Genomic DNA, 21,195 nt, shown 5'->3' with positions numbered 1-21,195 from the left:
CTTCGATATAATCCATCCACTCCAACAATTCTTCCACAGCACAAATCTCCTTTTTATTTTCAGCATATCACATAAAAGGAGATTTGTTCACAATTTATTTACTCATGCGTTTGTCCTGTACCTGTCCACGCTGCAAACCCTTTGTTTCCCCTGGATATTTCAGATTAAATCATATAAAAAAATTTTATAGAGCATATCTATATTTCTCTTTATAACCTGACTGAATGTGTTTTATTAATGATTTGTTATTATATCCTCTTTCCTTAAAAGTCTCAATTTTTTTGCTGATCTGTATACGTTCGTGTGCTTATCCAGTTTCCCAGCTATTTTTCACTGTTTTCAAATATATAGGAGCGTCTGCACTAATCAAAGAAAAGAATATTTGTAGATTTTATTGCTCCATCTGCATCGCTTTGAGCCTATAGTCTCAAAGCTATACTCAACAAACTCGCATAAAATCTATAAATATCCCTGACATATGATTAATGCAGCCGCTCCTTCTATTCTTCCTCTTTAATCACCGACCTGATACTCTATCAGATCCTCATCGATAATATTGTAATGTTCCCGGATGGCTTTCATCCCCTCCTGGACGTCATTTTTTTCCAGGCAGTCATAGACTCTCCTATGGCAGGCCAGAAGCCGGTCCCAGTTCTTCTGGGTAATGTGCTGAGTGTAGTCGCTGATCATGGTCTCAAAAAGTCCTGAAAGAGCTTCGTTTAAGAGAACCAGCAAATGGTTCCCGGAAATCAGGATCAAATGGTCATGAAACTGTTTATCCAGTTTCACTTTTTCCTGGTCCTGGCACTGGTCGATTCTATCCAGGATCTCTTTCAGCTCTTCTCTGGCCTTCAGGTCCGGATTTTTTACCGCCAGAAGGAAGGCGCCAATCTCAATAAATCTCCTAAGCTGGCTGATTTCTACATAGTTGCTTTCTTTCATGAAAAGCAGCAGGGAAAACAAACTGCTGAGGCTCTGGCCAACATGATTCACCAGAAAATTTCCCTGACCCTGGCGGCATTCCAGCAGTCCCATGTTTTCTAAGGTTCTGAGGGCTTCCCGGATAGAATTTCTGCTCAGCCCTAAAGTTGACATAAGTTCCCTTTCTGACGGAATCTTTCCTCCGAATTTCACGTCTCCCTTTTTCACCAGTTCTTTGATATACTCAATTACCAGAAAATAAACCTTTTCGTTTTCCCCTGTATTTTCTGCTTTTTCTGTTATTTCATCCATGTTCTGTAAATCCCCTGCTTTCTAAATATGACAATATGATATCTGCAGCTTTCTCTGTTCCTGTAACCCCTGCATCCAGACAAAGGTCATAGTCATTAACCTTTCCCCAGTTTCCTCCGGTATAAAACTTATGGAACTGAGCCCGTTCTTCCTCTACTTTCTCAATAAGTTTCCTGGCTTTATGGGCAGAAACCTTTTCCTGGTTTTCTATCCACTGTATCTTTTTATCCATCCCCGCATAAATAAAAATCTTTACACAGGAAGGGTCATCCCGAAAAATATAGCTTCCGCATCGTCCTATGAGAATACAGGGCCGTGAACTGCATATCTCTCTGATCTTCTGAAAAGGAACCTCTCCTGCTCTGTTTTCGCCCTGCCCCATAGCAATGGCATAAAGCAGGCTGTTTACCGGCTGTTCCTCATAAAAAACCCGTACTTCTTCATAATCCTCTCTGCCTTTTTCCATTTCCATAAGCTCTTCTTTTCCATAGAGAGGAATTCCCAGTTTTTGGGCGAGGATCCTTCCTACTTCTTTTCCGCCGCTTCCATATTGTCTGCCAATGGTAATCATAAAGTCTTTCATACCCATTCTCCTTTTCTCCTGGAAACTTTAAACAGGAAGTCCCGCAAATACTGAGGCTCCAATTACTGTGAGAAGCCCTGCCACTGCAATAGCCAGGCTGCTCATAGCGCCTTCCACCGGACCCATTTCCATAGCCTTGGCAGTTCCAATGGCATGGGAAGCCGTTCCCAGGGCCAGTCCTTTGGCAATAGGTTCCTGTATCCGGAATACCTTACATACTCCCTCTGCGATCACGTTTCCCAGAATACCGGTAATAATGATGACAGCCACGGTGATGGTCACAATGCCTCCCAGTTCCTGGGAAACCCCCATGCCGATAGCTGTTGTAATGGATTTTGGCAGAAGTGTTACATACTGTTCATGGTTCAGTCCGAAAAGCCGGGATAATAGATAGACGCTCCCCAGACTTGCCAGAGTTCCGGAAAATATTCCCGCCGCTACAGCTTTTAAATTTTCCTTTAAAAGGGTAAGCTGTTCATATAGAGGTACCGCCAGACAGACCGTAGCCGGCGTAAGCAGGTAGCTGATATACTGGGCTCCCCCGTTATACTGGTCGTAGTCTATACGCAGCACTGCCAGAGCCCCCATAACGCAAAGGATCCCGATAAGCAGAGGATTCAACACCGCCAGCTTAAAACGCTTTTTCAAAAGCAGCCCGATCTCATAGGCCAGAAAACTTAGTACTGCGCCGAAAAACACCGAATTAGTGAGAAATTCTTCCATTTTTTTTCTCCTTTCCGATCATTCCCTGTGTGACCCTGCCCGTCACTGCCATTACCAGGATCGTAGTCACAATGGTGATCAGGATCACAGGAAGCCAGACAGGTTGGAGAGCAGACCAGGATTCCATCAGCCCTACTCCCGCCGGAATAAACATCACCGGCATGATCTCTATCAGAAAAGTTGCTGTCTCCCGAACCTGCCCCAGTTTTAACACACCGGTAATCAAAGCACCCAGCATAAGCACCAGGCCATATACACTGGCCGGTACCGGCAGAGGAATCAGCATATGAAGGATTTCTCCAAGAAACGAAATAAATAAAATAATACTGAATTGCTTTAAAAATTTCACTTTTTCCTCCTCGTTAGTGGTAGTACCAGTCTATTATAGGATTCTCTCCTTTCAAAGTCAATGGGCTCGGGAAAATATAGACATAATTTCTTCTCTGTGATAGGATACTATCAGAAAAGCCATACGAATTAAAAAACAGAAAGTGGGGTCAAAATATGACAGTTACAGAACGATTTTTAAAATATATTGCGGTGGATACTACTTCAGATCCTTCCTCAGATACCTTTCCCAGTACAAGAAGCCAGGAAGCCTTTGCCAAGGCTCTTGCTGAGGAAATGAAGGAAACAGGACTTGAAAATGTTACTGTAGATTCTTATGGATATGTTTTTGGGACCATTCCCTCTACCATTGAAGATTATCAGGGAAAGATTCTGGGCTTCATTGCTCATATGGATACTTCCTGTGCGGAATCCGGCAAAAATATCCGTCCCCGGATTATTAAAAATTATGACGGGAAAGATATTGTATTAAACGAAGAAAAACAGATTGTTATGAGTCCCCGTGATTTTTCCAATCTGACTCAGTATCAGGGGCAGGATCTCATCGTCACCGACGGCACTACCCTTCTGGGAGGAGATGACAAGGCCGGGATCGCAGAGATCCTTACCGCTGCCCAATATCTTCTGGCGCATCCGGAAATCCCCCACGGGCCTGTCCGGATAGGGTTTACTCCTGACGAAGAGATCGGCCAGGGTACAGATCATTTTGATGTAGAAAAATTTGGCGCCGACTTTGCCTATACCATGGACGGCGGCGAATGCGGAGAACTGGAATATGAAAATTTCAACGCTGCCGAGGCAGTTGCAGATTTTCATGGCGTCAGCATCCATCCCGGTTCTGCCAAAGGCAAGATGATCAACGCTTTGCGTCTGGCTATGGAATTTGAGTCCCTTATGCCCTCCGCTCAACGTCCGGAATGTACTGAAGGCCGTGAAGGTTTTATCCATCTGGACGCTCTTCAGGGTTCTGTGGATCATGCCCGGTCAGAATACATTATCCGGGATCATGACATGTCTCTTTTCCGGGAGAAAAAGAAGCACATGGAAGACATGGCCCGTACCATGAATACAAAATATGGCTATGAAGCTGTATCCCTGAAAATTGAGGACTCTTATTTTAACATGAAAGAAAAAATAGAACCCCATAAATTCCTCATTGACAACGTTTTAAAAGTATACGAAAAACTGGGAATCCGTCCCCAGGTCCAGCCTATCCGGGGAGGAACCGACGGCGCCCAGCTTTCCTTTAAAGGACTTCCCTGCCCCAACCTGGGGACAGGGGACCACAACTGCCACGGTCATTTTGAATTTGTCTGTATACAGGCAATGGAAAAATCTGTAGAAGTCATTGTAGAGCTGGTTAAACTGTGGCATTAAAAAGTTCCATCAAAAGCGATTACAGCTAACTCTGTATTTTCGTAAAAAAACCGTTCATTAAGAGGAATCTGCTGAACTGCAGATTGCCTCTCTGAACGGTTTTTCTCTATTCCAGAGTCTCCTCTTCGCTGTCACTTTCGATAGCCTGGGAAGAACCTACAGGTTCAGCCCCCAGATACTCTTCCAAAGTAATATCCTGCTCGTAGATCTCCTTGGCGGCTTCTTTTCCCACATACCGGTAATGCCAGGGTTCAAAAATAATTCCTGTAATATCGCTTTTATTCAGAGGATAGCGAAGGATGAACCCATATTTCCAGGAGTTTTCCATCAGCCACTGCTGGTCCTCGGTCTCCATCTGTTTCTCATCCAGGTTCATATATTCGGAAGATACAATGTCTACTGCGAGACCGATCTGATGCTCGCTGGTTCCCGGCACTGCCACTACGGTTCCGGCCTCCACTGCAGCCTCCTCCTGTGAAAGTCCCTCTTCCGCCATTACCCGCTGTATCTTATTCTGATAAAGGTATTCCTGAGTATCCCAGGACCGGAATGCCGAACAGATCACCGGATTGCGTCCGGCTGCCTGGGCGTCTGCAAACATATCTTCCAGATCTCCCATAATCCTGGCGTCTACCTGATATCCGTTGGCATCAATGGTTTCTGTAGCCACTTCCGGAACATCCTCCTGGGTCATAGGATTTTTGGCGTTTACCAGTTTCAGATACCACTGATCCTTTTCGCTTTCATCTGCCAGTTTCAGGCCATTATCTTCTTCCTTCTCTTCTGCCTCCTGGATTTCTTTCTTGGCCTGCTGCTCTGCATAAGCCTGAGCGGCAGCTTCCTGCTGTTTTGCCTTTATGGCATTGACTGCGCCTGCGATTCCCACAAGCAGCACCAGCAGAAAAATCCCCACCCGAAGGTTTCTCTGCCGGACTCTCCTGATATTTCCCCGGTATCTGGGTTTGTATCCTCCAGAGCCAGATCTGTGTTCTGTACTTTTTTCAGATCTCTGTGTGTATAGAACATCTTCTGGCGCTCTTCTCCTGGGCTTCCTGTTTTCCGATGTCTCTCTCCTATATCCTGTATCTTCCGACGGTCTCCTCCTGTATTCCGTACCATCTGGCTGTCTCCGTCTGTGTTCCGTACCATCTGGCTGTCTCCGTCTGTGTTCCGTACCTTCCGGCTGTCTCCGTCTGTATTCCGTACCTTCCGGCTGTCTCCGCCTGTATTCCGTACCTTCCGGCTGTCTCCGTCTGTATTCTGTACCTTCCGATGGCCTCCGCCTGCGCTCCCCGCCTTCTGACGGTCTCCGTCTGTGCTGTATACTTTCTCCGGGCCTCTTTCTGTACTCTGTTCCTCTCCCCGATTCCATATTTATAATCCCACCTTACCTGTCTGGTATATTCATTTTTCCAAAAAGCTTCCCCGTTAGTATACCACGTTTTTTTCTGTTTTTCTTCTTTTTATTACATTTTCATGAATAAAAGATTTCTAAAGTCTGTTTTTTCCATTTACAGGTAAGGGCTCTCCTAGATTCCAGACGCTTCTGAGGCGGATGCCTTCTGGCCTTCCCCGCAGGATTTCCACTGTCTTTGTATCACCATTCAGATCAAAGTAGTTGTCCGACAGCACCAGATCCTCCTGGTCGTTGAGAATCTCCACACTTTTCGCATAAGTCTCTGCCTTAACCGTAATCTTGTTCTTTTCCACTGTACAGGACAGTTTCGGGTCCTCATACCGGAAATATTTCGGATAAGAAAAAATCACGGTTCCTTCTGAAATCTGTGTTTCTCCCTCCCAGGCCTGATAGCTGACGTATTCTTCAAACACATGGATATCCGGCAGTTCTTCCTTCTCCAGCCAGACACTGGAAAGAGGGGGAACCAGGATCTCTTTCTCTTTGCTGTAAAGGATCCGGGCTTTTGCATTGCGCACCTGCCATTTCACTGTCAGTTTTTTCTCGGCCAGCGTTTCATTTGAAACATTCAGGTGAATGGACTTCATCCCAACGGTATGGAAACTTGCTTGGGAATGTTTCCCACTGATTACTAATCCACCAATCAAGTTCATTTAGCACGATATTGGAAAGCAGCGGCGATAAAATACCGCCTTGTGGTGTTCCTTTGCTCGGAACTCCCTCTCCCTGTATGGGTGCTTTTAAGAGCTTGCTTATTACACATAGCAGATTTTTATCGTGGATACCCAACGACCATATCTGTTTCAGCAGTTTAGAGTGGTCTACATTATCGAAAAATCCTTTAATGTCGATATCCACTACATATTCAAGTTTTACTGTAAATGCCAGAAACCGAAACCTGCTGATTGCATGGTGCGTATTGCGGTTTGGACGGAAGCCATAGCTATGTTTGTGAAACTTAGCTTCGCATATCGGCTCCATCACTTGAAGAATACATTGCTGAATCAAGCGGTCTTCAATGGTCGGAATCCCTAGTGGTCTTTCTTTCCCATTGTCCTTGGGAATCATGACACGTCTAACCGGATGTGGTTTGTAGTTTGCCAGTCTTCGCTGAACATAATCTACCAAAATGTCATTTCCCCGTTCCGCTATCTGCTCGATTGTACCCATGTTTGTACCAGGAGTTCGACTTCCCTTATTTCGCTTAATCCGCCTGTACGCAAGTGCTATATTCTGCGGACTTGTTATAAGCGACATAAAGTCGGTAAATATTGCACCCTGTTTACTTTTTGCATATAAGCCATCAAACACATCTTGAATTGCGTAGTATTCATTACGCCTTAAAACCTTGTTTTCTCTCTTCTTTGCCGTTTGGTCAGTCATCTCCTCTGCGGAGATTTCTTCTCTTAGTCATACTCGAACCCAAAACACTCTTACCATTATTAAGTTTTAATGAATTAATCTGACTTGGGGCTATCCCTCCACGGCTTATTATCACCGCTTCGCAGGTACATTGCCCCTACTCTCACTGACATAAACTGTGTTACCACAGACCGCCTCATTGGAATTGCACTTCCTAATCGTTGTCAGCTTTCCCCGTTCCTATTTTCCTATCTGTACATATACCCTTAGGCGCTCTCTTTGAGCCTGTAAGCTTGGTAGTGCCTGTAACACTACATGGATTTTCATAACGAATGTCTTACTCACCCACACTTACCTGACGTCACGTCATCAATGCATTTCTACATTGCCATTCTTTAGACCCTTTCCTTCAAGAGTTCGCCAGTTGCCCCTGTATAGGTAACATTCTCGCCATAGGTATTTTATAGACTTCCGGCCTATCATCCACTCGACCACCTCTGGTTCGCAGTTCCTCGCCATTACGCGTTAGGGTGGCTCTCAGCCGACTTCACCGAGCTTATAACCTCTCACGATGTGCAACTGTGAGACGCTATTCGGAGTATCAAAGGAGGCGTTTCAAGGCGTTACCCTGTCATTCCACCTCTCGGAAAATAAGTTGTTGTCACAACTAGATAAACTAATTGCAACCCTCGCCCTTTGTTAATTTATGCGGCGAAACGGGTCGCACCTTCATGAATGGAAGATCCAGGTATAATATCATGGAACTGGTTGGTAAGGATCATCTTCCAGCCTTTTGTCAGCTTTTCCTGTGCTGCCAGGGACAGACTTCCTGCTCCCATGGCGGCCATAGCAGTCATCCACTCTGCTCTGCGGTACAAAAGCTCCATCTTCCGGTTCATTCTCTTATTATAAGCCTGGCTGGTATAAGTGCCTCTGTGATACTCCAGGTACAGTTCTCCATCCCAGGTGTTTACATACTGATCGGTATTTTCTACATTTTCCTTTAATTTCCGGAAATAGTCTCCTGCAGTGGAAGTTTTCAGATTCGGAAGTCCCGGGATCTTATCAATCCTTCTTCTGGCCTCCAGCAGATCACGGTTTACACCGCCGCCTCCGTCTCCATATCCGTAGGAAATCAGCAGATCTTTATTCATAGCTTTCTCACTATAGGCTTCCCATACACCCTTTACGGTCTTTGCAGTGAGCAGGCCATTATAAGTGTAGAACCAGGAATCCGGTCCGTTCCAGGGTTCCGGGGTGGTAATAAAGTGTGTAAGCACCTCGGTACCGTCCATTCCTTTCCAGTGGAAGGTATCATGAGGCATACGGTTAAACTGGTTCCAGCTGATCTTGGTAGTCATAAACACGTCAATACCGGATTTCTTTAAAATCTGAGGCAGAGCCCAGGAATAGCCGAATACATCAGGAAGCCACAGATATTCCACATCTTTTCCAAATTCCTCTTTCAGAAATCTGCTTCCGATGAGAAGCTGCCGGGTGAGAGATTCTCCACTGGTCAGGTTACAGTCGGCTTCCACCCACATGCCTCCGTCGGCTTCCCAGCGTCCTTCTTTCACTCGTTTCCTGATCTCCTCAAAGATTTCCGGGAAATCTTCTTTTATGTATTCGTAAATCTGAGGCTGGGTCTGAAGGAAAATATACTCCGGGAACATTTCCATCATACGCAGTACTGTGGAGAAAGAACGGGAAGCTTTCTCATGGGTATGTTTCAGCCGCCACAGCCATGCCATATCAATGTGGGTATGTCCCACACAGTAAACATTCACAGGAGAATGTTTCTCCATTTTGTCGATCTTTTCATTTAATATCTGATCTGCCTGGTGAAGAGAATCATAAAAAGACTCGCTTCCAGGATAGGACCAGTCGATACAATGACAAGCCTGATCCAGTGCATTTCTCAGATCGTACTTCACCGGATTTCCCTCTTCCAGATTGGCAATGGTATCCAGGATCAGAGTGCCCATGTAATAAAAATCATCTGCCGGTTCATCTAAGCAGGCCAGATCTGCCTGACGGATCTTATGCTCCTGAACGGCAGGAACTCCTCCTCCTTCCAGTCCGGACCAGAGACGGAAGGTAAGGTTCACTGTCTTTCCGCAGAGCTCTTCCGGGAAAAATACTTCCTTGTGATTTACATCTACGCCCTGGTAGGGTTTTCCATCTATGTAGCACATAGCTTCAAAACCGGAGTTATTTCCGGCACCTGTATTGCCGAAATCAAAAATACCCACAACTCTCTGGCCTTTCCACTGGGTCGGGATCTCAATATCCTTATGCATCCAGAGATAACGGTCTCTTCCTGACCAGCAGTCTCCGGTGTGTATGGTATCCCAGTTGTCAAACTCTGCGGGCACCTGAGGATTCACCACTCCCTGAAGATCTTCCTGCACCGCAAACGCCTCCAGATTCCGGATATTCCGGTATCTGTATTTTTTCACCTCTGTAATTCTTCTGTCCAGTTTCCTGTCTGTTAAAAACATGTCTTTCATAGGAACCCTCCTGTGATTTATATTGTAATGTAGTAGTTTTCCTGTTTTTTTATATTATACAAAACACGCTCTTCCATTACAATTTTCCATTTTCTATATTTGATGAAAAAATTACACATCAAAAAATGTACTGTTTCCTGTCATCAAATAACAGTAAACAGCACATTCCTATCCCTTTAGCAGCTCTCCTGCATACTCTGTTTTTTATCGGCTTCTCTCTTTCTACTTGATTTTCAGTCTATATCCGCTGCAGTCCAGGAACAATTCTGCATACATGGCATTTGCCCAGGAAAACCATTCTCTGGTGTATCGGGTATCATCATCCACATGAAAGCCCTCATGCATGACCCCTTTTCCGCCGGTAGTATCCGCCATATTCCGCAGGACCCTTTTCTTTTCTTCCTTCTCTTTGCTGGTCAACCCCCGGATCGCCATGGATATATGCCAGATATAGCTGGACGGTGTGTGGGGACTGCCGATTCCTGCGGCTTTCTTGCCTTCATAATAATAAGGATTGGCATTACTAAGAAGAAATCTTCTTGTATTTTCCCCAACATCCGGATCCGAAGGATAGCCCAGATAATCCATAGCCAGCAGGCTTGGCACATTGGCGTCGTCCATCAGATTATACATACCGTAACCATCTGTCTCATAAGCATAGATCACCCCGAATTCCTGAGTGGCGGTTTTCCCTATGCTTTCTATCGCATAGTGGATCTTTTCCTTCAGTTCTCTGGCTTCTTTTTCCAGTTCCGGGCAGTGAAAGATCTCCCTTTCGATTTCTTCCAGATATCCCAGCACTACCACAGCAAACATATTGGAGGGGATCAGATACCCATAAGTACAGGCGTCGTCGCTTGGAGAAGAATTAAAAGCATTGGCGTAAGGATCGATACAAATATACTGAAACTGGCGCTTTACCAGCCCTGCTATAATTTCCCGGATCTCCCGGTCTTCCTTTGCCAGGAAAATGTAAGGACGAAGCTGCGCCGCTGAATCCCGAAGCCACATAGCGGGAATATCCCCGGTAATCACATGAGTAGTGCCGTCTTCCATTTTTTTCACCGTAGTATCCAATGTATTGGTATAGCAGGTCTTAAACAGCTCCAGCAGTTCCGGTTCTTCCTTCCACTGCTCTTTTAAAGACACAAATAGATCTGCCATTACCTTAGGTATTTTTTTCTCCATAACGATATCTCCTGTTTCTGTTTTACTTCCGAATTTTTCTCATTATAACACAGAAGCGGAGACCTCAAAAACTGTAAAAATTTTTGAAATCTCCGCTTATTTTTATAAACATATAACCATGCTGCTCTTACTTCCGGCCAGATAGGACTTCCTGGTGTATCTGCCTCATACACTGTTTCCGCACAAAGTAGAAGCACACCGCCTGCATAACAATGGTAGCAATCCAGGAACCCGGATAAGAAATAAATAAAAAGTAAAGGGATCTGTGCTGAGGGAAAAAAGCATAAATCCACAGGATCCTGGTACCTACGGTTCCGATAATCGAAAGGATCATAGGCACACCGGAATGTCCCATTCCCCGGAGAGCTCCCGGAATAAGGTCCATAATACCGCAAAGGAAATAGGGCACGGTGGTAATGGACAGAATCTCCAGACCACACTGAATAACTTCCGGATCGCTGGTATAAATTCCCAGTACCTGAGAACCGAACACATAGGCACCCACTCCGAGGACTGCCGATACTCCTACAGAAAGGATTATACAGTCCACAAAGACCCTGTCCATTCTCTTTGTTTTCCCTACACTATAGTTCTGGCTTGTAAAGCTCATACATGCCTGGGTCACTGCATTGATCGATGAATATAAAAATCCCAGCACATTATTGGCAGCCGTATAGCCGGCCATTGCCGTTGAGCCAAAGGAATTCACAGAAGACTGGAGCAATGCATTGGAAAAATTGATCACAGTACTTTGAATCCCTGCGGGTATACCCACCTGAAAAATACGTTTCAGATATATGCCCCGAATCCTGAGCTTTGAAAACCGCAGCTGGTAACTTCCTTCCGTCCTGTGGAGGCACCAGAGTACCAGAATACAGGAAATCATCTGGGAAGCCACCGTTCCGATAGCCACTCCTGCCACTCCAAGAGGGATGACGATAACCAGCAGCAGATCCAGCACCACGTTGGTCATACCTGCCGCCAGCAGGAAAAACAGAGGACGCTTTGTATCCCCTACTGCTCTCAGAACAGCAGCCCCATAGTTATACAGCATAAAAAAGGGCATGCCCATGAAATAAATCCGCATATAAACCACCGACTGGTCGATCACATCTGCCGGAGTGGCCATAAGCTCAAGGGCAAATCTGGATGCCCCCACTCCCACAAAAGCCATGATAATACCGCTGACCAGAGCCAGGGCAATAGCTGTATGTACTGCTTCCGACATCTCCTTATCCCGTCCTGCTGCATAATATCTGGCTGCAAGGACATTTGCTCCCAGCGAGATCCCGATAAACAGGTTGGTAAAAATATTGATCAAAGCTGTAGTAGAACCCACCGCCGCAAGAGCCTGGCTTCCGCTGAACCTTCCCACTACAATAATATCCACTGCATTAAACATCAGCTGCAGGATACTTGTGAGCATGAGAGGAAGGGAAAAGGAAATCAGCTTATCCATAATGGAGCCGTTGCACATATCAATCTCGAACTTATTCTTTTTCATGGACATTTCCCCCAAAATTCGCTTTCTGCAAAGCTTATCTTACTGCTTTGTGCAAATTTCGTCAATAGGGGCTGCCCGGAATGCTGCCTCCAGTGCCGCAATTAAATCCTCTGCATTCTCGATTCCCACAGACAGCCTTATGGTGTTTGGTCTGATCCCCTGCTCCAGCAGTTCTTCTGCGGTACATTGGCTGTGGGTAGTGGAGGCAGGGTGGATGACCAGGGATTTTGTATCCGCCACATTAGCCAGCAGAGAAAAAATTGGAAGATGATCGATAAACCTCTGGGCTCTCCCGGCGTCTCCTTTTATCTCAAAGGTAAATATAGAGCCCCCTCCCCTAGGAAAATACTTCTTATACAGTTCATGGGTAGACTCGCCTTCCAGTGAAGGGTGATGGACAGCTTCCACCTGAGGATGCGCAGCCAGATATTTTACTACTTTCAACGCATTTTCTGTATGACGTTCTACCCTGAGAGAAAGGGTCTCAAGTCCCTGGAGGAGGAGAAACGCATGGAAGGGAGATATAGCAGCCCCGGTATCCCGAAGGAGTACTGCCCGGATATAGGTTACAAATGGAGCCTCCGGCGCCGCCTCTGTAAAAACAGCCCCATGGTAGCTGGGATTTGGTTGGGAGATCCAGGGGTATCTTCCGGTGTCCTTCCAGTCAAATCTGCCGCTGTCCACAATGACCCCTCCCAGAGCCGTCCCGTGGCCGCCGATAAATTTTGTAGCGGAATGGACCACAATGTCCGCTCCATATTCTATAGGACGCACCAGATAAGGAGTGGCAAAGGTAGAATCCACTATCAGGGGAATGTTATGCTTATGGGCGATCCTGGCCAGCTTCTCCAGATCCGCCACATTAGAGTGGGGATTTCCCAGAGTCTCTGTAAAGATTGCTTTTGTGTTTTCACGGATTTCCCTTTCAAAAGCTCCTTCCTCCTCAGGATCTGCAAAGCTGGCTGTAATACCGCTGGTCAGGGGAAGGGTATGAGCCAGAAGATTATAGGTTCCCCCATAGATCCTTTTGGAAGCTACAATATGTTCTCCTGCTTTTGCCAGTGCCTGAAAAGTATAAGTAATGGCTGCCGCTCCCGAGGCAGTAGCCAAAGCTCCTTTTCCTCCTTCCAGGGCAGTCATCCTCTGTTCAAATACTTCCTGTGTGGGATTTGTCAGCCTTCCGTATATATTTCCCGGCTCCTGAAGAGCAAACCGGTCTGCTCCCTGGCGGCAGTTGTCAAATACATAAGAAGTAGTGGCGTATATGGGAACTGCCCTGGCCCCTGTTGCCGGATCCGGCTGTTCCTGTCCCATATGCACCTGTTTTGTCTCGAAGCTCCAGTTTTTCGAATCTCTTATATCTGCCATGATCATTTCCTCCTTTTTGTTGTTGGCATTTATCCTATCATGGCAGCGGAAAGCTGTCTAATACGCAAAAAAGATACCTGATTATAGATCCAGTCTATAACTGAGTATCTTTGCTGTCTGAATTTTTAAGAGCTTCTTTTAATGCTTCTATATACAGTTCCCCCATTTTGCTGAGAAATGTATTCTTTCTTACCACATAGCCGATCTCCATAATGCTGTTGTGATTTTCTTCATCTTCCTGAAAAGGAATGGCTGTAAAATCATTTCCGTTCAGCTCCTGGCTGATGATCCCTGAACAAAGGGTGTAGCCGCCCAGGCCCACCATCAGGTTCAGCATAGTAGCTCTGTCGTTTGCCCGGATGATCCTGGGATATTCATTGGTGGAAAGGATTTCTTCCGCAAGATAAAAAGAGCTGTTGTCCCCCTGTTCAAAAGCCAGGCAGGGATATGGCCTCAACTGTTCAAAGGAGATAGCGGCCTGCCCGGCAAGGGGATGGCCCTTCCACAGGTACACATAGGCCCGGCACTTGGCCAGAGGATGGAACTCCAGACCTGCAGTCCGTAGAAGCTTTTCCAGGCTCTTCCGGTTAAAATCCGATAAATACAAAACGCCGATCTCGCTTTTCATGGTGCTCACATCCCGGATCACCTCTGCCGTCCTGGTCTCCCGCATGGCAAATTCATACTTTAACATGTCAAACTGTTTCGCCATATCCACAAAGGCCTTTACCGCAAAGGAATAATGCTGGGCAGATACTCCGAATTTCTTTTTCAGGGATCCGTTCTTTCCGTATTTATCCAGTATCTCCTCATACTGCCCGTAAAGCTGCTTTGCATATAAGAGGAACTCTCCTCCGTCATTGGTCAGGGTCACCCCTCTGCCGCTCCGGTGGAACAGTACGATCCCCAGCTCTTTCTCCAGTTCCTGTACTGCACTGGTCAGAGAGGGCTGGGAAATATACAGCTGTTGTGCAGCTTTGTTGATGGAGCCCTGCTCCGCTATGGTAATTACATAATTAAGCTGATTTAAGGTCATTGGTGCTCTCCTTGATTTACGTAATGTCTATCTTACTGTATTCTGAGTTTTTCGTCAACAAAAGATACCCTCCGTGTACAAGAGGCCAAACGCCTCTTGTACACAGAGGGTAGTCTTTCACGCAAGACAGCAGTGCTTCTATCCTGCATTAATCTGCAAAATTTCCTGTATACAACTGATAATACTTGCCTTTCGCCGCAATCAGGTCATCATGGGTACCTCTCTCAATAATACGTCCCTGTTCCATAACCATGATGCAGTCAGAGTTTTTTACTGTAGACAGGCGATGGGCAATGACAAAGGTAGTACGTCCCTTCATCAGAGCGTCCATACCATCCTGTACCAGTTTCTCCGTACGGGTATCAATAGAAGAAGTTGCCTCATCCAGGATCAGCGCCGGAGGATCTGCCACAGCGGCTCTGGCAATAGCCAGCAGCTGGCGCTGTCCCTGGCTTAAGTTAGCCCCGTCTCCGGTAAGCATGGTATTGTAACCATCAGGCAGGCGGCGGATAAATCCATCGGCATTGGCCAGCTTAGCGGCTTTGATACATTCTTCATCTGTGGCATCCAGCTTGCCGTAACGAATGTTATCCATAACTGTACCGGTAAACAGGTGGGTATCCTGAAGGACCATACCAAGAGAACGGCGGAGATCCGGTTTCTTGATCTTATTGATGTTAATGCCGTCATAGCGGATCTTTCCGTCTGCAATATCATAGAAACGATTGATCAGGTTGGTAATGGTGGTCTTTCCGGCGCCAGTGGCTCCTACAAAGGCAATCTTCTGTCCGGGTTTGGCCCAAAGGCTGATATTGTGCATGACGATCTTGTCATCTGTATAGCCAAAGTCTACGTCATCAAAAACAACGGCCCCTTCCAGCTTGGTATAGGTAACGGTTCCTTCGGCTTTGTGAGGGTGCTTCCAGGCCCACAGATTTGTTCTTGTCTCAGCTTCCGTCAGATTTCCATTTTCATCTTCTTTTGCATTGACCAGTTCTACATAACCTTCGTCAGCTTCCGGTGTCTGATCCATCAGGTCAAAGACACGCTGAGCACCGGCTGCTGCATTGACCACAAAGTTGATCTGCTGGCTGACTTGGGTGATAGGGTTTGTAAAGCTCTTATTCAGTCCTACAAAGGTGATAACGGTACCAATGGTAACTCCTGCCAGACCGTTGATCCCCAGGATGGCTCCTATGATAGCTACTAAAGCATAGCTGATCCAGCCGATATTGGCGTTTACAGGCATCAGCAGGTTTGCATAGCTGTTGGCCTTGTTGGTACTGTTTCGGAGTTCTTCGTTTACTTTATGGAAATCATCCATAGCTGCCTGTTCATGACAGAAGACTTTTACCACTTTCTGTCCGTCCAGCATTTCCTCAATAAACCCGTCTACAATACCCAGATCCACCTGCTGGCGGATATAATATCTTCCTGACAGTTTGGAAAAATTGGCAGTAACCAGAAGCATGACCACAGCTGTCAGAATGGAGATTACTGTTAGAGCAGGATTCAGAATGATCATAGTGACTAAAGTTGCCGCCATGGTGATCACGGAGTTGATGATCTGGGGAATACTCTGGCTGAGAAGCTGCCGCAGAGTATCCACATCGTTGGTATACACGGACATGATGTCTCCATGGGCATGGTTGTCAAAATATTTGATAGGCAGAGCTTCCATCTTCCGGAACAGGTCGTCTCTCAAATGCCGCATGGTACTCTGGCTTACATTTACCATGATTCGATTGTAGCTGAATGCTGTGATAACACCTACAGCCATTACACAGGCCAGCTGTAACAGATCAGCAGCCAGACCGCTGAAATCATCAGAACCATTGGCAAGCATAGGCGTTATGTAATCATCTACTAACGTCTGGGGGAAAGTAGCCCCTACAACCGTTGCAATAGCTGTGATCAGAATACAGACGATAACAAGCAAAAAAGGAATTTTGTAATAATGGAGCATATATCGGATAACCCTGCTGATCAGCTTTGTAGCTGAGGTCTTTTCAGGTCTTGATTGTTTATTACTCATAACTCGGTTTTTCCTCCTTTCTGATTTAAGCGGGCTGGTCGAAGTCGCCGCCGCCTTCCATCTGGGAATGATAGATTTCCTGATAAATGGCATTGGTCTTCAGCAGATTGTCGTGGGTATCAAAAGCATCGATCCGGCCGTTATCCAGTACAAGGATCCTGTCTGCGGACTGTACGCTGGAAATACGCTGGGCAATAATGATCTTGGTCGTTCCCGGAATCTGTTTTGCAAAAGCAGCCCGGATACTGGCGTCAGTGGCCGTATCTACTGCACTGGTAGAGTCGTCCAGGATCAGTACTTTCGGTTTCTTCAAAAGAGCTCTGGCAATACATAAACGCTGCTTCTGTCCTCCAGAAACATTGGCGCCCCCACGGGCGATATTGGTATGATAGCCCTCCGGCATCCGGTCGATAAATTCATCGGCACAGGCAGCCTTACATGCCTCTACACATTCTTCATCTGTAGCATCCGGATTGCCCCAGCGAAGGTTATCCAGAATGGTACCAGAAAACAGGGTGTTTTTCTGGAGTACCACAGAAACCTGATTTCTGAGTACCTCTGTATCGTATTTTCGCACATCTACGCCCCCTACACAGACTGAACCCTCATCCACATCATAGAGGCGGCAGATCAGGTTTACCAGAGTACTCTTTCCGGATCCTGTACCTCCGATAACACCGATGGTCTCACCGCTCTTAATATGAAGGTCAATATCTGACAGAGCATTCTTTCCGCTGCCGTGTTTGTAGGAAAAATTCACATGGTTAAAATCAATCTGTCCATCTGATACAGTCATAACAGGATCTTCCGGGTCTGTCAGATCTGGTCTTTCATTTAAAACTTCGCTGATACGGCGGATACTTGCCATAGACATACTGATCATAACCACTACCATAGAAAGCATCATCAGGCTCATCAGCAGAGACATAATGTAGCTGAACAGACTGGTAAGATCTCCGGTTGTCATAGAACCGCCTACAATAAACTGTGCGCCGAACCAGGAAACAGAAATAATACAGAAATAAACAGCCACCATCATAGCCGGGTTGTTAAACGCCAGAAACCCCTCTGCCTTTACAGAAAGGTCATAAAGCATCTTTGATGCTTTTGAGAATTTAACGTTTTCGTAGTCCTCACGAACAAAGGCTTTTACTACCCGGATAGCGGATACATTTTCCTGTACACTGGCGTTTAAGTCATCATATCTCCGGAATACCTGATTGAAGATCTTCAGTGTGATCACCATAATAGAGCCGATAACGATTACCAGAAATACAACGGCGATCAGGAACATGGCGCTTAACCTGGGGCTGATGATCATACACATAATAAAACTGAATATCAGGTTCAGCGGAGCCCGGACCGCCACACGGATGATCATCATAAAAGCATTCTGCACATTAGTGATATCCGTTGTCATACGGGTAACCAGACCCGGTACACTAAACTTATCAATGTTGGAAAAAGAAAAGGTCTGAATATTGGTGTAAATCGCCTCACGGAGATTGGCAGAAAGGCCCGATGCCGCTCCCGCAGCATTCTTTCCTGCCATAGCGCCGAAAAGCAGACTCAGGAACGCCATAAGCACCATAACGGCACCATAATGGTAGACTGCCGGCAGATTGCTTACTTCAAGCCCATGATCTATGATCATGGCTGTAATAAACGGCATCAATATTTCCATAATGACTTCAAGGGCGGTCAAACCGATACATAGAAAGGTCTCCCGCTTATACTGTTTGAGCTGTTGTAAAACTTTTCTCACGGTAAATAAACCTCCTGTCTGTTTTTGTTTCCTCATGCTCCATTCCGGACAGCTGAGTCAGCAGCTTCTGTTCCAGTTTCCAGAACTGTGCTTTTTCCTGACCGCTGAACACACTGCAGATCTCAGACTCCATCTCTTCGGCCTTCTGCAAAAAAATATTGCCTTCGGCTTTCAGTTTTTCTGTAGGGAGCACTTTCTTTTTTCGGACGTCACAGGGATTTTCCTGAAAATAAAGATAACCTTTTTCTCTCAGTTTTTTTATCAGTGCCGACAGCGTTGATTTCGAGACTCCGATTTCATGAGAAAGTTCCGTAAGATACGTCCCTTCCGGATGATGTCTCAGAATATACACCATGAAATAGGCCTGAATTCCACTCATATTTTCACTTTTAAAGCACAATTCTATCTGCGCTGTCAGATCCAGACTGATTTTTCTGACCATGAAGAGCAATTCTTCTGTTCTGAAATCTTCTGTCATTCTTTTGAGCACCTCCTGTAAGTTTTTTCATGGGTTATTTCAAACCCGAACAGTTCGTATCCTTATTTTTTGTCCATAGATGATTCTAGTGCAGATTTAAGCAAATGTGAAATTCAAAATTCTTATATTCTATAAATATTATTTATAGGTATTTATTTTATTTTCTTATTTTTTAATCTTGAACAATATTTAAAAAGATGATAGAATTCATAAAAATCATTTTTGATATCGCTCAATAATCTTAAAATAATTTCGGAGGCAGCCCTATGAATACCGTACAATTAGAATGTTTCGTCACCGTGGCGGAACATCTGAATTTTTCCAAAGCTTCCCGGGTGCTGAAGATCACCCAGCCTGCAGTCAGTCATCAGATCCAGACTCTGGAGGAAGAACTGGATGTAAAATTATTCAATCGCACAAGCAAAAGCGTGACTCTTACCCAGGAAGGGATTTCCTTTTTTGCAGATGCCCAGCTGATTCTGAAAACCGCTCTGTCTGCAAAAGAGCGTCTGGGAAGGCATGAACATCTTATCCCATTTGATCTGGGATGTCATAATTATACAGAAATGAACCTTCTCCCTCCCATTTTGAAGGAACTGTCTGAGGAATTTCCCCTGCTCCGTCCTTCCATCCGCCTGGTCCCGTTCCCATCTATCCTGGGAATGGTGGAAAACACTCAGCTTCTGGCGGCTTTGGGCATAAAATATGGGCAGAAGACATCTTCTTTGTGGTACAAAGAACTTGCTTCTGCCCATATAGCCTGTGTCTGCTCGCCCAATCTTCCCCTGGCCCAATATAAAGCCCTGACCAAAGGACAACTGCAGGGGAATTTTATTGCCTGCTCCCCCCGCCAGCTTCCGGATTCTGTTTTTACAATACAAAATAATATTTTCATGACTTTGCCTTCTGAGCAAAGATTTATCACCGACAGTCTTGAAAGCGCCTTTACCCTTGTAAAAGCTGAGATAGGATATACCCTGTATCCTGACATTCCCCACACCAGGGATCCGGGCCTGTGCTACATTCCGGTAACCGGCCTTCCCAAAGTGTCCTTCGGCGTATATTATCCGTATGACCATGATCATCCGGTTCTGAAACGCTTTCTTGCACTTCTTTCCAGACACATGAGAGATACCGTTTAATATACCCGTAAATTATAAAAACTCCCTGCAGGATCCTGTTTTGCTGCCAAAACCACAAAACCACTGATCCTGCAGAGAGTTCCTTTTTTTGTTATATATCTATATCCCCGGTTATGTCCAGTTCAATATGCATATCACAGGAATCGCATCCTATCAGAGTATGCCCTTCTATATTGGATAGGATGCCAACATTTCCTCCACAGAAGGGACATATCTTCTGAATGTTTTCTCCTGTTCTGGCAGCCTGCAGCCAGCCCGAGAATTCCTGTGTATTGGTATTTTTGCTGTTGCAGTGCTTTGTCCAGTCTTTTCCTAATCTTTTTCGTATCTGATCATTTTCATCAAAGAACACTTCATCTCCCTGGGCAATCTCTCTTTCATAAAGGAGCTGATCCGAAATTTTCCTTGTACATTCCTCTCCTTCTTCTGATCTGAGAGTAACTACAGCCATAACCGTCTGGTCATCTCTTCTGTCCTCACATCCATAGTCCAGATCTTCCTCTATTTTTAATACAGTATATATCATTACTTTTCCTCTTTTCTGCATAAAAAAAATAAAACCTGTAAACTTTCATTTACAGGTTTCCAACTCCCCCTGTTGGACTCGAACCAACGACACTGCGGTTAACAGCCGCATGCTCTACCGACTGAGCTAAGGAGGATTAGAGAGGCGCCAACCAGATTTGAACTGGTGATAGAGGTGTTGCAGACCTTTGCCTTACCACTTGGCTATGGCGCCATATACTATATTATACACACATATTTATAAAATATGCAAGTATTTTTTTAAGTGACTCCTACGGGAATCGAACCCGTGTTACCGCCGTGAAAGGGCGATGTCTTAACCGCTTGACCAAGGAGCCGTTTTTTATACGCTTCTCAGAGAAGCTCTTGTTTAATTTACTGTACCTTCAAAACCACACATGTAAAACTCTTTATATCCAACTTTTGCCGTTTTACTTAGGTATTGGCCCCGTCCGCTTAGCAACCGGTCACTCATAAGCCTTCGGCTTATTTCGTGTCCTTTGCTTCGCAAATGACTTCGGTCCGTCTTCCTCATCCAGGAATGCAAGCATTCCCGTCTGTTCCAGACTTCCCTCGCCGCTTCCTAAGCTATTAGGTCAAG

At 45.6% G+C, this 21,195-nt stretch carries 19 protein-coding genes and 3 tRNA genes; 2 read left to right on the top strand and 20 right to left on the bottom strand.

The window, feature by feature from the left end; translation table 11 throughout:
* Positions 1–513: 513 nt before the first annotated feature.
* Genes B5G00_RS17740 through B5G00_RS17725 form a run of 4 tightly spaced genes read right to left on the bottom strand, consistent with a single transcriptional unit; the run spans position 514 to position 2,888 of the window.
* A complete protein-coding gene (locus B5G00_RS17740) occupies positions 514–1,233 on the bottom strand; it encodes a FadR/GntR family transcriptional regulator (protein WP_087274981.1) in 720 nt (239 codons plus the stop codon).
* Positions 1,226–1,816, bottom strand: a complete 591-nt coding sequence (locus B5G00_RS17735) for a cytidylate kinase-like family protein (RefSeq protein ID WP_087274982.1) — start codon at positions 1,814–1,816, stop codon at positions 1,226–1,228. The genes B5G00_RS17740 and B5G00_RS17735 overlap by 8 nt, the downstream gene beginning before the upstream one ends.
* A gap of 27 nt (positions 1,817–1,843) precedes the next feature.
* Positions 1,844–2,539: an LrgB family protein gene (locus B5G00_RS17730; RefSeq protein ID WP_087274980.1), complete on the bottom strand. Its 696-nt coding sequence runs from the start codon at positions 2,537–2,539 to the stop codon at positions 1,844–1,846.
* On the bottom strand, positions 2,520–2,888 hold the full coding sequence (locus B5G00_RS17725) for a CidA/LrgA family protein (protein WP_087274979.1): 369 nt from the start codon (positions 2,886–2,888) through the stop codon (positions 2,520–2,522). Before B5G00_RS17725 ends, B5G00_RS17730 begins: the two co-directional genes overlap by 20 nt.
* A gap of 155 nt (positions 2,889–3,043) precedes the next feature.
* On the opposite strand from B5G00_RS17725, the gene pepT reads away from it, so the two are divergent.
* Positions 3,044–4,264, top strand: a complete 1,221-nt coding sequence (gene pepT, locus B5G00_RS17720; RefSeq protein WP_087274978.1) for a peptidase T — start codon at positions 3,044–3,046, stop codon at positions 4,262–4,264.
* A gap of 106 nt (positions 4,265–4,370) precedes the next feature.
* Here the strand turns inward: pepT and B5G00_RS19440 are convergent, their stop codons facing one another.
* The 12 genes from B5G00_RS19440 to B5G00_RS17665 all read right to left on the bottom strand — a co-directional run bounded on the left by B5G00_RS19440 (position 4,371) and on the right by B5G00_RS17665 (position 18,927).
* The gene (locus B5G00_RS19440; protein ID WP_242971419.1) at positions 4,371–5,177 is read right to left on the bottom strand and encodes a M15 family metallopeptidase; all 807 of its coding nucleotides are present in this window, start codon (positions 5,175–5,177) and stop codon (positions 4,371–4,373) included.
* The gene (locus B5G00_RS19435; RefSeq protein ID WP_242971418.1) at positions 5,120–5,413 is read right to left on the bottom strand and encodes a hypothetical protein; all 294 of its coding nucleotides are present in this window, start codon (positions 5,411–5,413) and stop codon (positions 5,120–5,122) included. Before B5G00_RS19435 ends, B5G00_RS19440 begins: the two co-directional genes overlap by 58 nt.
* A gap of 342 nt (positions 5,414–5,755) precedes the next feature.
* Positions 5,756–6,211 carry a glycoside hydrolase family 2 protein gene (locus tag B5G00_RS17710; RefSeq protein WP_140403182.1) on the bottom strand — a complete coding sequence of 152 codons (456 nt, stop codon included), beginning with the start codon at positions 6,209–6,211 and terminating at the stop codon, positions 5,756–5,758.
* Between the two features lie 25 nt (positions 6,212–6,236).
* On the bottom strand, positions 6,237–7,064 hold the full coding sequence (locus B5G00_RS17705; protein ID WP_087274975.1) for a reverse transcriptase domain-containing protein: 828 nt from the start codon (positions 7,062–7,064) through the stop codon (positions 6,237–6,239).
* A 683-nt stretch (positions 7,065–7,747) separates the two neighbouring features.
* Positions 7,748–9,544, bottom strand: a complete 1,797-nt coding sequence (locus tag B5G00_RS17700) for an alpha-mannosidase (RefSeq protein WP_242971420.1) — start codon at positions 9,542–9,544, stop codon at positions 7,748–7,750.
* Between the two features lie 231 nt (positions 9,545–9,775).
* On the bottom strand, positions 9,776–10,741 hold the full coding sequence (locus B5G00_RS17695) for a glycoside hydrolase family 125 protein (protein ID WP_087274974.1): 966 nt from the start codon (positions 10,739–10,741) through the stop codon (positions 9,776–9,778).
* Between the two features lie 127 nt (positions 10,742–10,868).
* The gene (locus B5G00_RS17690) at positions 10,869–12,245 is read right to left on the bottom strand and encodes an MATE family efflux transporter (RefSeq protein WP_206423810.1); all 1,377 of its coding nucleotides are present in this window, start codon (positions 12,243–12,245) and stop codon (positions 10,869–10,871) included.
* A gap of 39 nt (positions 12,246–12,284) precedes the next feature.
* A complete protein-coding gene (locus B5G00_RS17685; RefSeq protein ID WP_087274972.1) occupies positions 12,285–13,613 on the bottom strand; it encodes an O-acetylhomoserine aminocarboxypropyltransferase/cysteine synthase family protein in 1,329 nt (442 codons plus the stop codon).
* 94 nt (positions 13,614–13,707) lie between these two features.
* Positions 13,708–14,649, bottom strand: a complete 942-nt coding sequence (locus tag B5G00_RS17680; protein WP_087274971.1) for a LysR family transcriptional regulator — start codon at positions 14,647–14,649, stop codon at positions 13,708–13,710.
* Between the two features lie 148 nt (positions 14,650–14,797).
* Complete coding sequence (locus B5G00_RS17675) at positions 14,798–16,684, bottom strand: ABC transporter ATP-binding protein (RefSeq protein WP_087274970.1); 1,887 nt, start codon at positions 16,682–16,684, stop codon at positions 14,798–14,800.
* Positions 16,685–16,709: 25 nt separating this feature from the next.
* Complete coding sequence (locus B5G00_RS17670; RefSeq protein ID WP_087274969.1) at positions 16,710–18,449, bottom strand: ABC transporter ATP-binding protein; 1,740 nt, start codon at positions 18,447–18,449, stop codon at positions 16,710–16,712.
* A complete protein-coding gene (locus tag B5G00_RS17665) occupies positions 18,415–18,927 on the bottom strand; it encodes a MarR family winged helix-turn-helix transcriptional regulator (protein WP_087274968.1) in 513 nt (170 codons plus the stop codon). The genes B5G00_RS17670 and B5G00_RS17665 overlap by 35 nt, the downstream gene beginning before the upstream one ends.
* A gap of 266 nt (positions 18,928–19,193) precedes the next feature.
* Here B5G00_RS17665 and B5G00_RS17660 point away from each other — a divergent pair, with 266 nt between their 5' ends.
* The gene (locus tag B5G00_RS17660) at positions 19,194–20,069 is read left to right on the top strand and encodes a LysR family transcriptional regulator (RefSeq protein ID WP_087274967.1); all 876 of its coding nucleotides are present in this window, start codon (positions 19,194–19,196) and stop codon (positions 20,067–20,069) included.
* 91 nt (positions 20,070–20,160) lie between these two features.
* On the opposite strand, the gene B5G00_RS19145 is transcribed toward B5G00_RS17660, so the two are convergent.
* From B5G00_RS19145 to B5G00_RS17640, 4 genes are all read right to left on the bottom strand, one after another.
* Entirely contained in the window at positions 20,161–20,595 is a 435-nt protein-coding gene (locus B5G00_RS19145; RefSeq protein ID WP_204247435.1) for a hypothetical protein, read from the bottom strand.
* A gap of 63 nt (positions 20,596–20,658) precedes the next feature.
* A tRNA-Asn gene (locus tag B5G00_RS17650) sits at positions 20,659–20,731 on the bottom strand.
* A 6-nt stretch (positions 20,732–20,737) separates the two neighbouring features.
* Positions 20,738–20,808: transfer RNA gene (locus B5G00_RS17645), tRNA-Cys, on the bottom strand.
* Positions 20,809–20,860: 52 nt separating this feature from the next.
* Positions 20,861–20,932 (bottom strand) — tRNA-Glu (locus tag B5G00_RS17640).
* Positions 20,933–21,195: the final 263 nt, after the last annotated feature.

The organism is Blautia sp. An46 (assembly GCF_002161645.1).
Classification (GTDB): Bacteria; Bacillota; Clostridia; order Lachnospirales; family Lachnospiraceae; genus Blautia; species Blautia ornithocaccae.
The sequence above is the reverse complement of the archived record's forward strand: the minus strand, read 5'-3'. Positions and strand labels throughout refer to the sequence as shown.

Excerpts from the sequence above, each read along its gene's own strand:
- B5G00_RS17740 (WP_087274981.1), bottom strand. The coding sequence starts at position 1,233 with ATGGATGAAATAACAGAAAAAGCAGAAAATACAGGGGAAAACGAAAAG.
- B5G00_RS17735 (WP_087274982.1), bottom strand. The coding sequence starts at position 1,816 with ATGAAAGACTTTATGATTACCATTGGCAGACAATATGGAAGCGGCGGA.
- B5G00_RS17730 (WP_087274980.1), bottom strand. The coding sequence starts at position 2,539 with ATGGAAGAATTTCTCACTAATTCGGTGTTTTTCGGCGCAGTACTAAGT.
- pepT (WP_087274978.1), top strand. The coding sequence starts at position 3,044 with ATGACAGTTACAGAACGATTTTTAAAATATATTGCGGTGGATACTACT.
- B5G00_RS19435 (WP_242971418.1), bottom strand. The coding sequence starts at position 5,413 with ATGGTACGGAACACAGACGGAGACAGCCAGATGGTACGGAATACAGGA.
- B5G00_RS17705 (WP_087274975.1), bottom strand. The coding sequence starts at position 7,064 with ATGACTGACCAAACGGCAAAGAAGAGAGAAAACAAGGTTTTAAGGCGT.
- B5G00_RS17700 (WP_242971420.1), bottom strand. The coding sequence starts at position 9,544 with ATGTTTTTAACAGACAGGAAACTGGACAGAAGAATTACAGAGGTGAAA.
- B5G00_RS17695 (WP_087274974.1), bottom strand. The coding sequence starts at position 10,741 with ATGGAGAAAAAAATACCTAAGGTAATGGCAGATCTATTTGTGTCTTTA.
- B5G00_RS17690 (WP_206423810.1), bottom strand. The coding sequence starts at position 12,245 with ATGAAAAAGAATAAGTTCGAGATTGATATGTGCAACGGCTCCATTATG.
- B5G00_RS17685 (WP_087274972.1), bottom strand. The coding sequence starts at position 13,613 with ATGGCAGATATAAGAGATTCGAAAAACTGGAGCTTCGAGACAAAACAG.
- B5G00_RS17680 (WP_087274971.1), bottom strand. The coding sequence starts at position 14,649 with ATGACCTTAAATCAGCTTAATTATGTAATTACCATAGCGGAGCAGGGC.
- B5G00_RS17675 (WP_087274970.1), bottom strand. The coding sequence starts at position 16,684 with ATGAGTAATAAACAATCAAGACCTGAAAAGACCTCAGCTACAAAGCTG.
- B5G00_RS17665 (WP_087274968.1), bottom strand. The coding sequence starts at position 18,927 with ATGACAGAAGATTTCAGAACAGAAGAATTGCTCTTCATGGTCAGAAAA.
- B5G00_RS17660 (WP_087274967.1), top strand. The coding sequence starts at position 19,194 with ATGAATACCGTACAATTAGAATGTTTCGTCACCGTGGCGGAACATCTG.
- B5G00_RS19145 (WP_204247435.1), bottom strand. The coding sequence starts at position 20,595 with ATGATATATACTGTATTAAAAATAGAGGAAGATCTGGACTATGGATGT.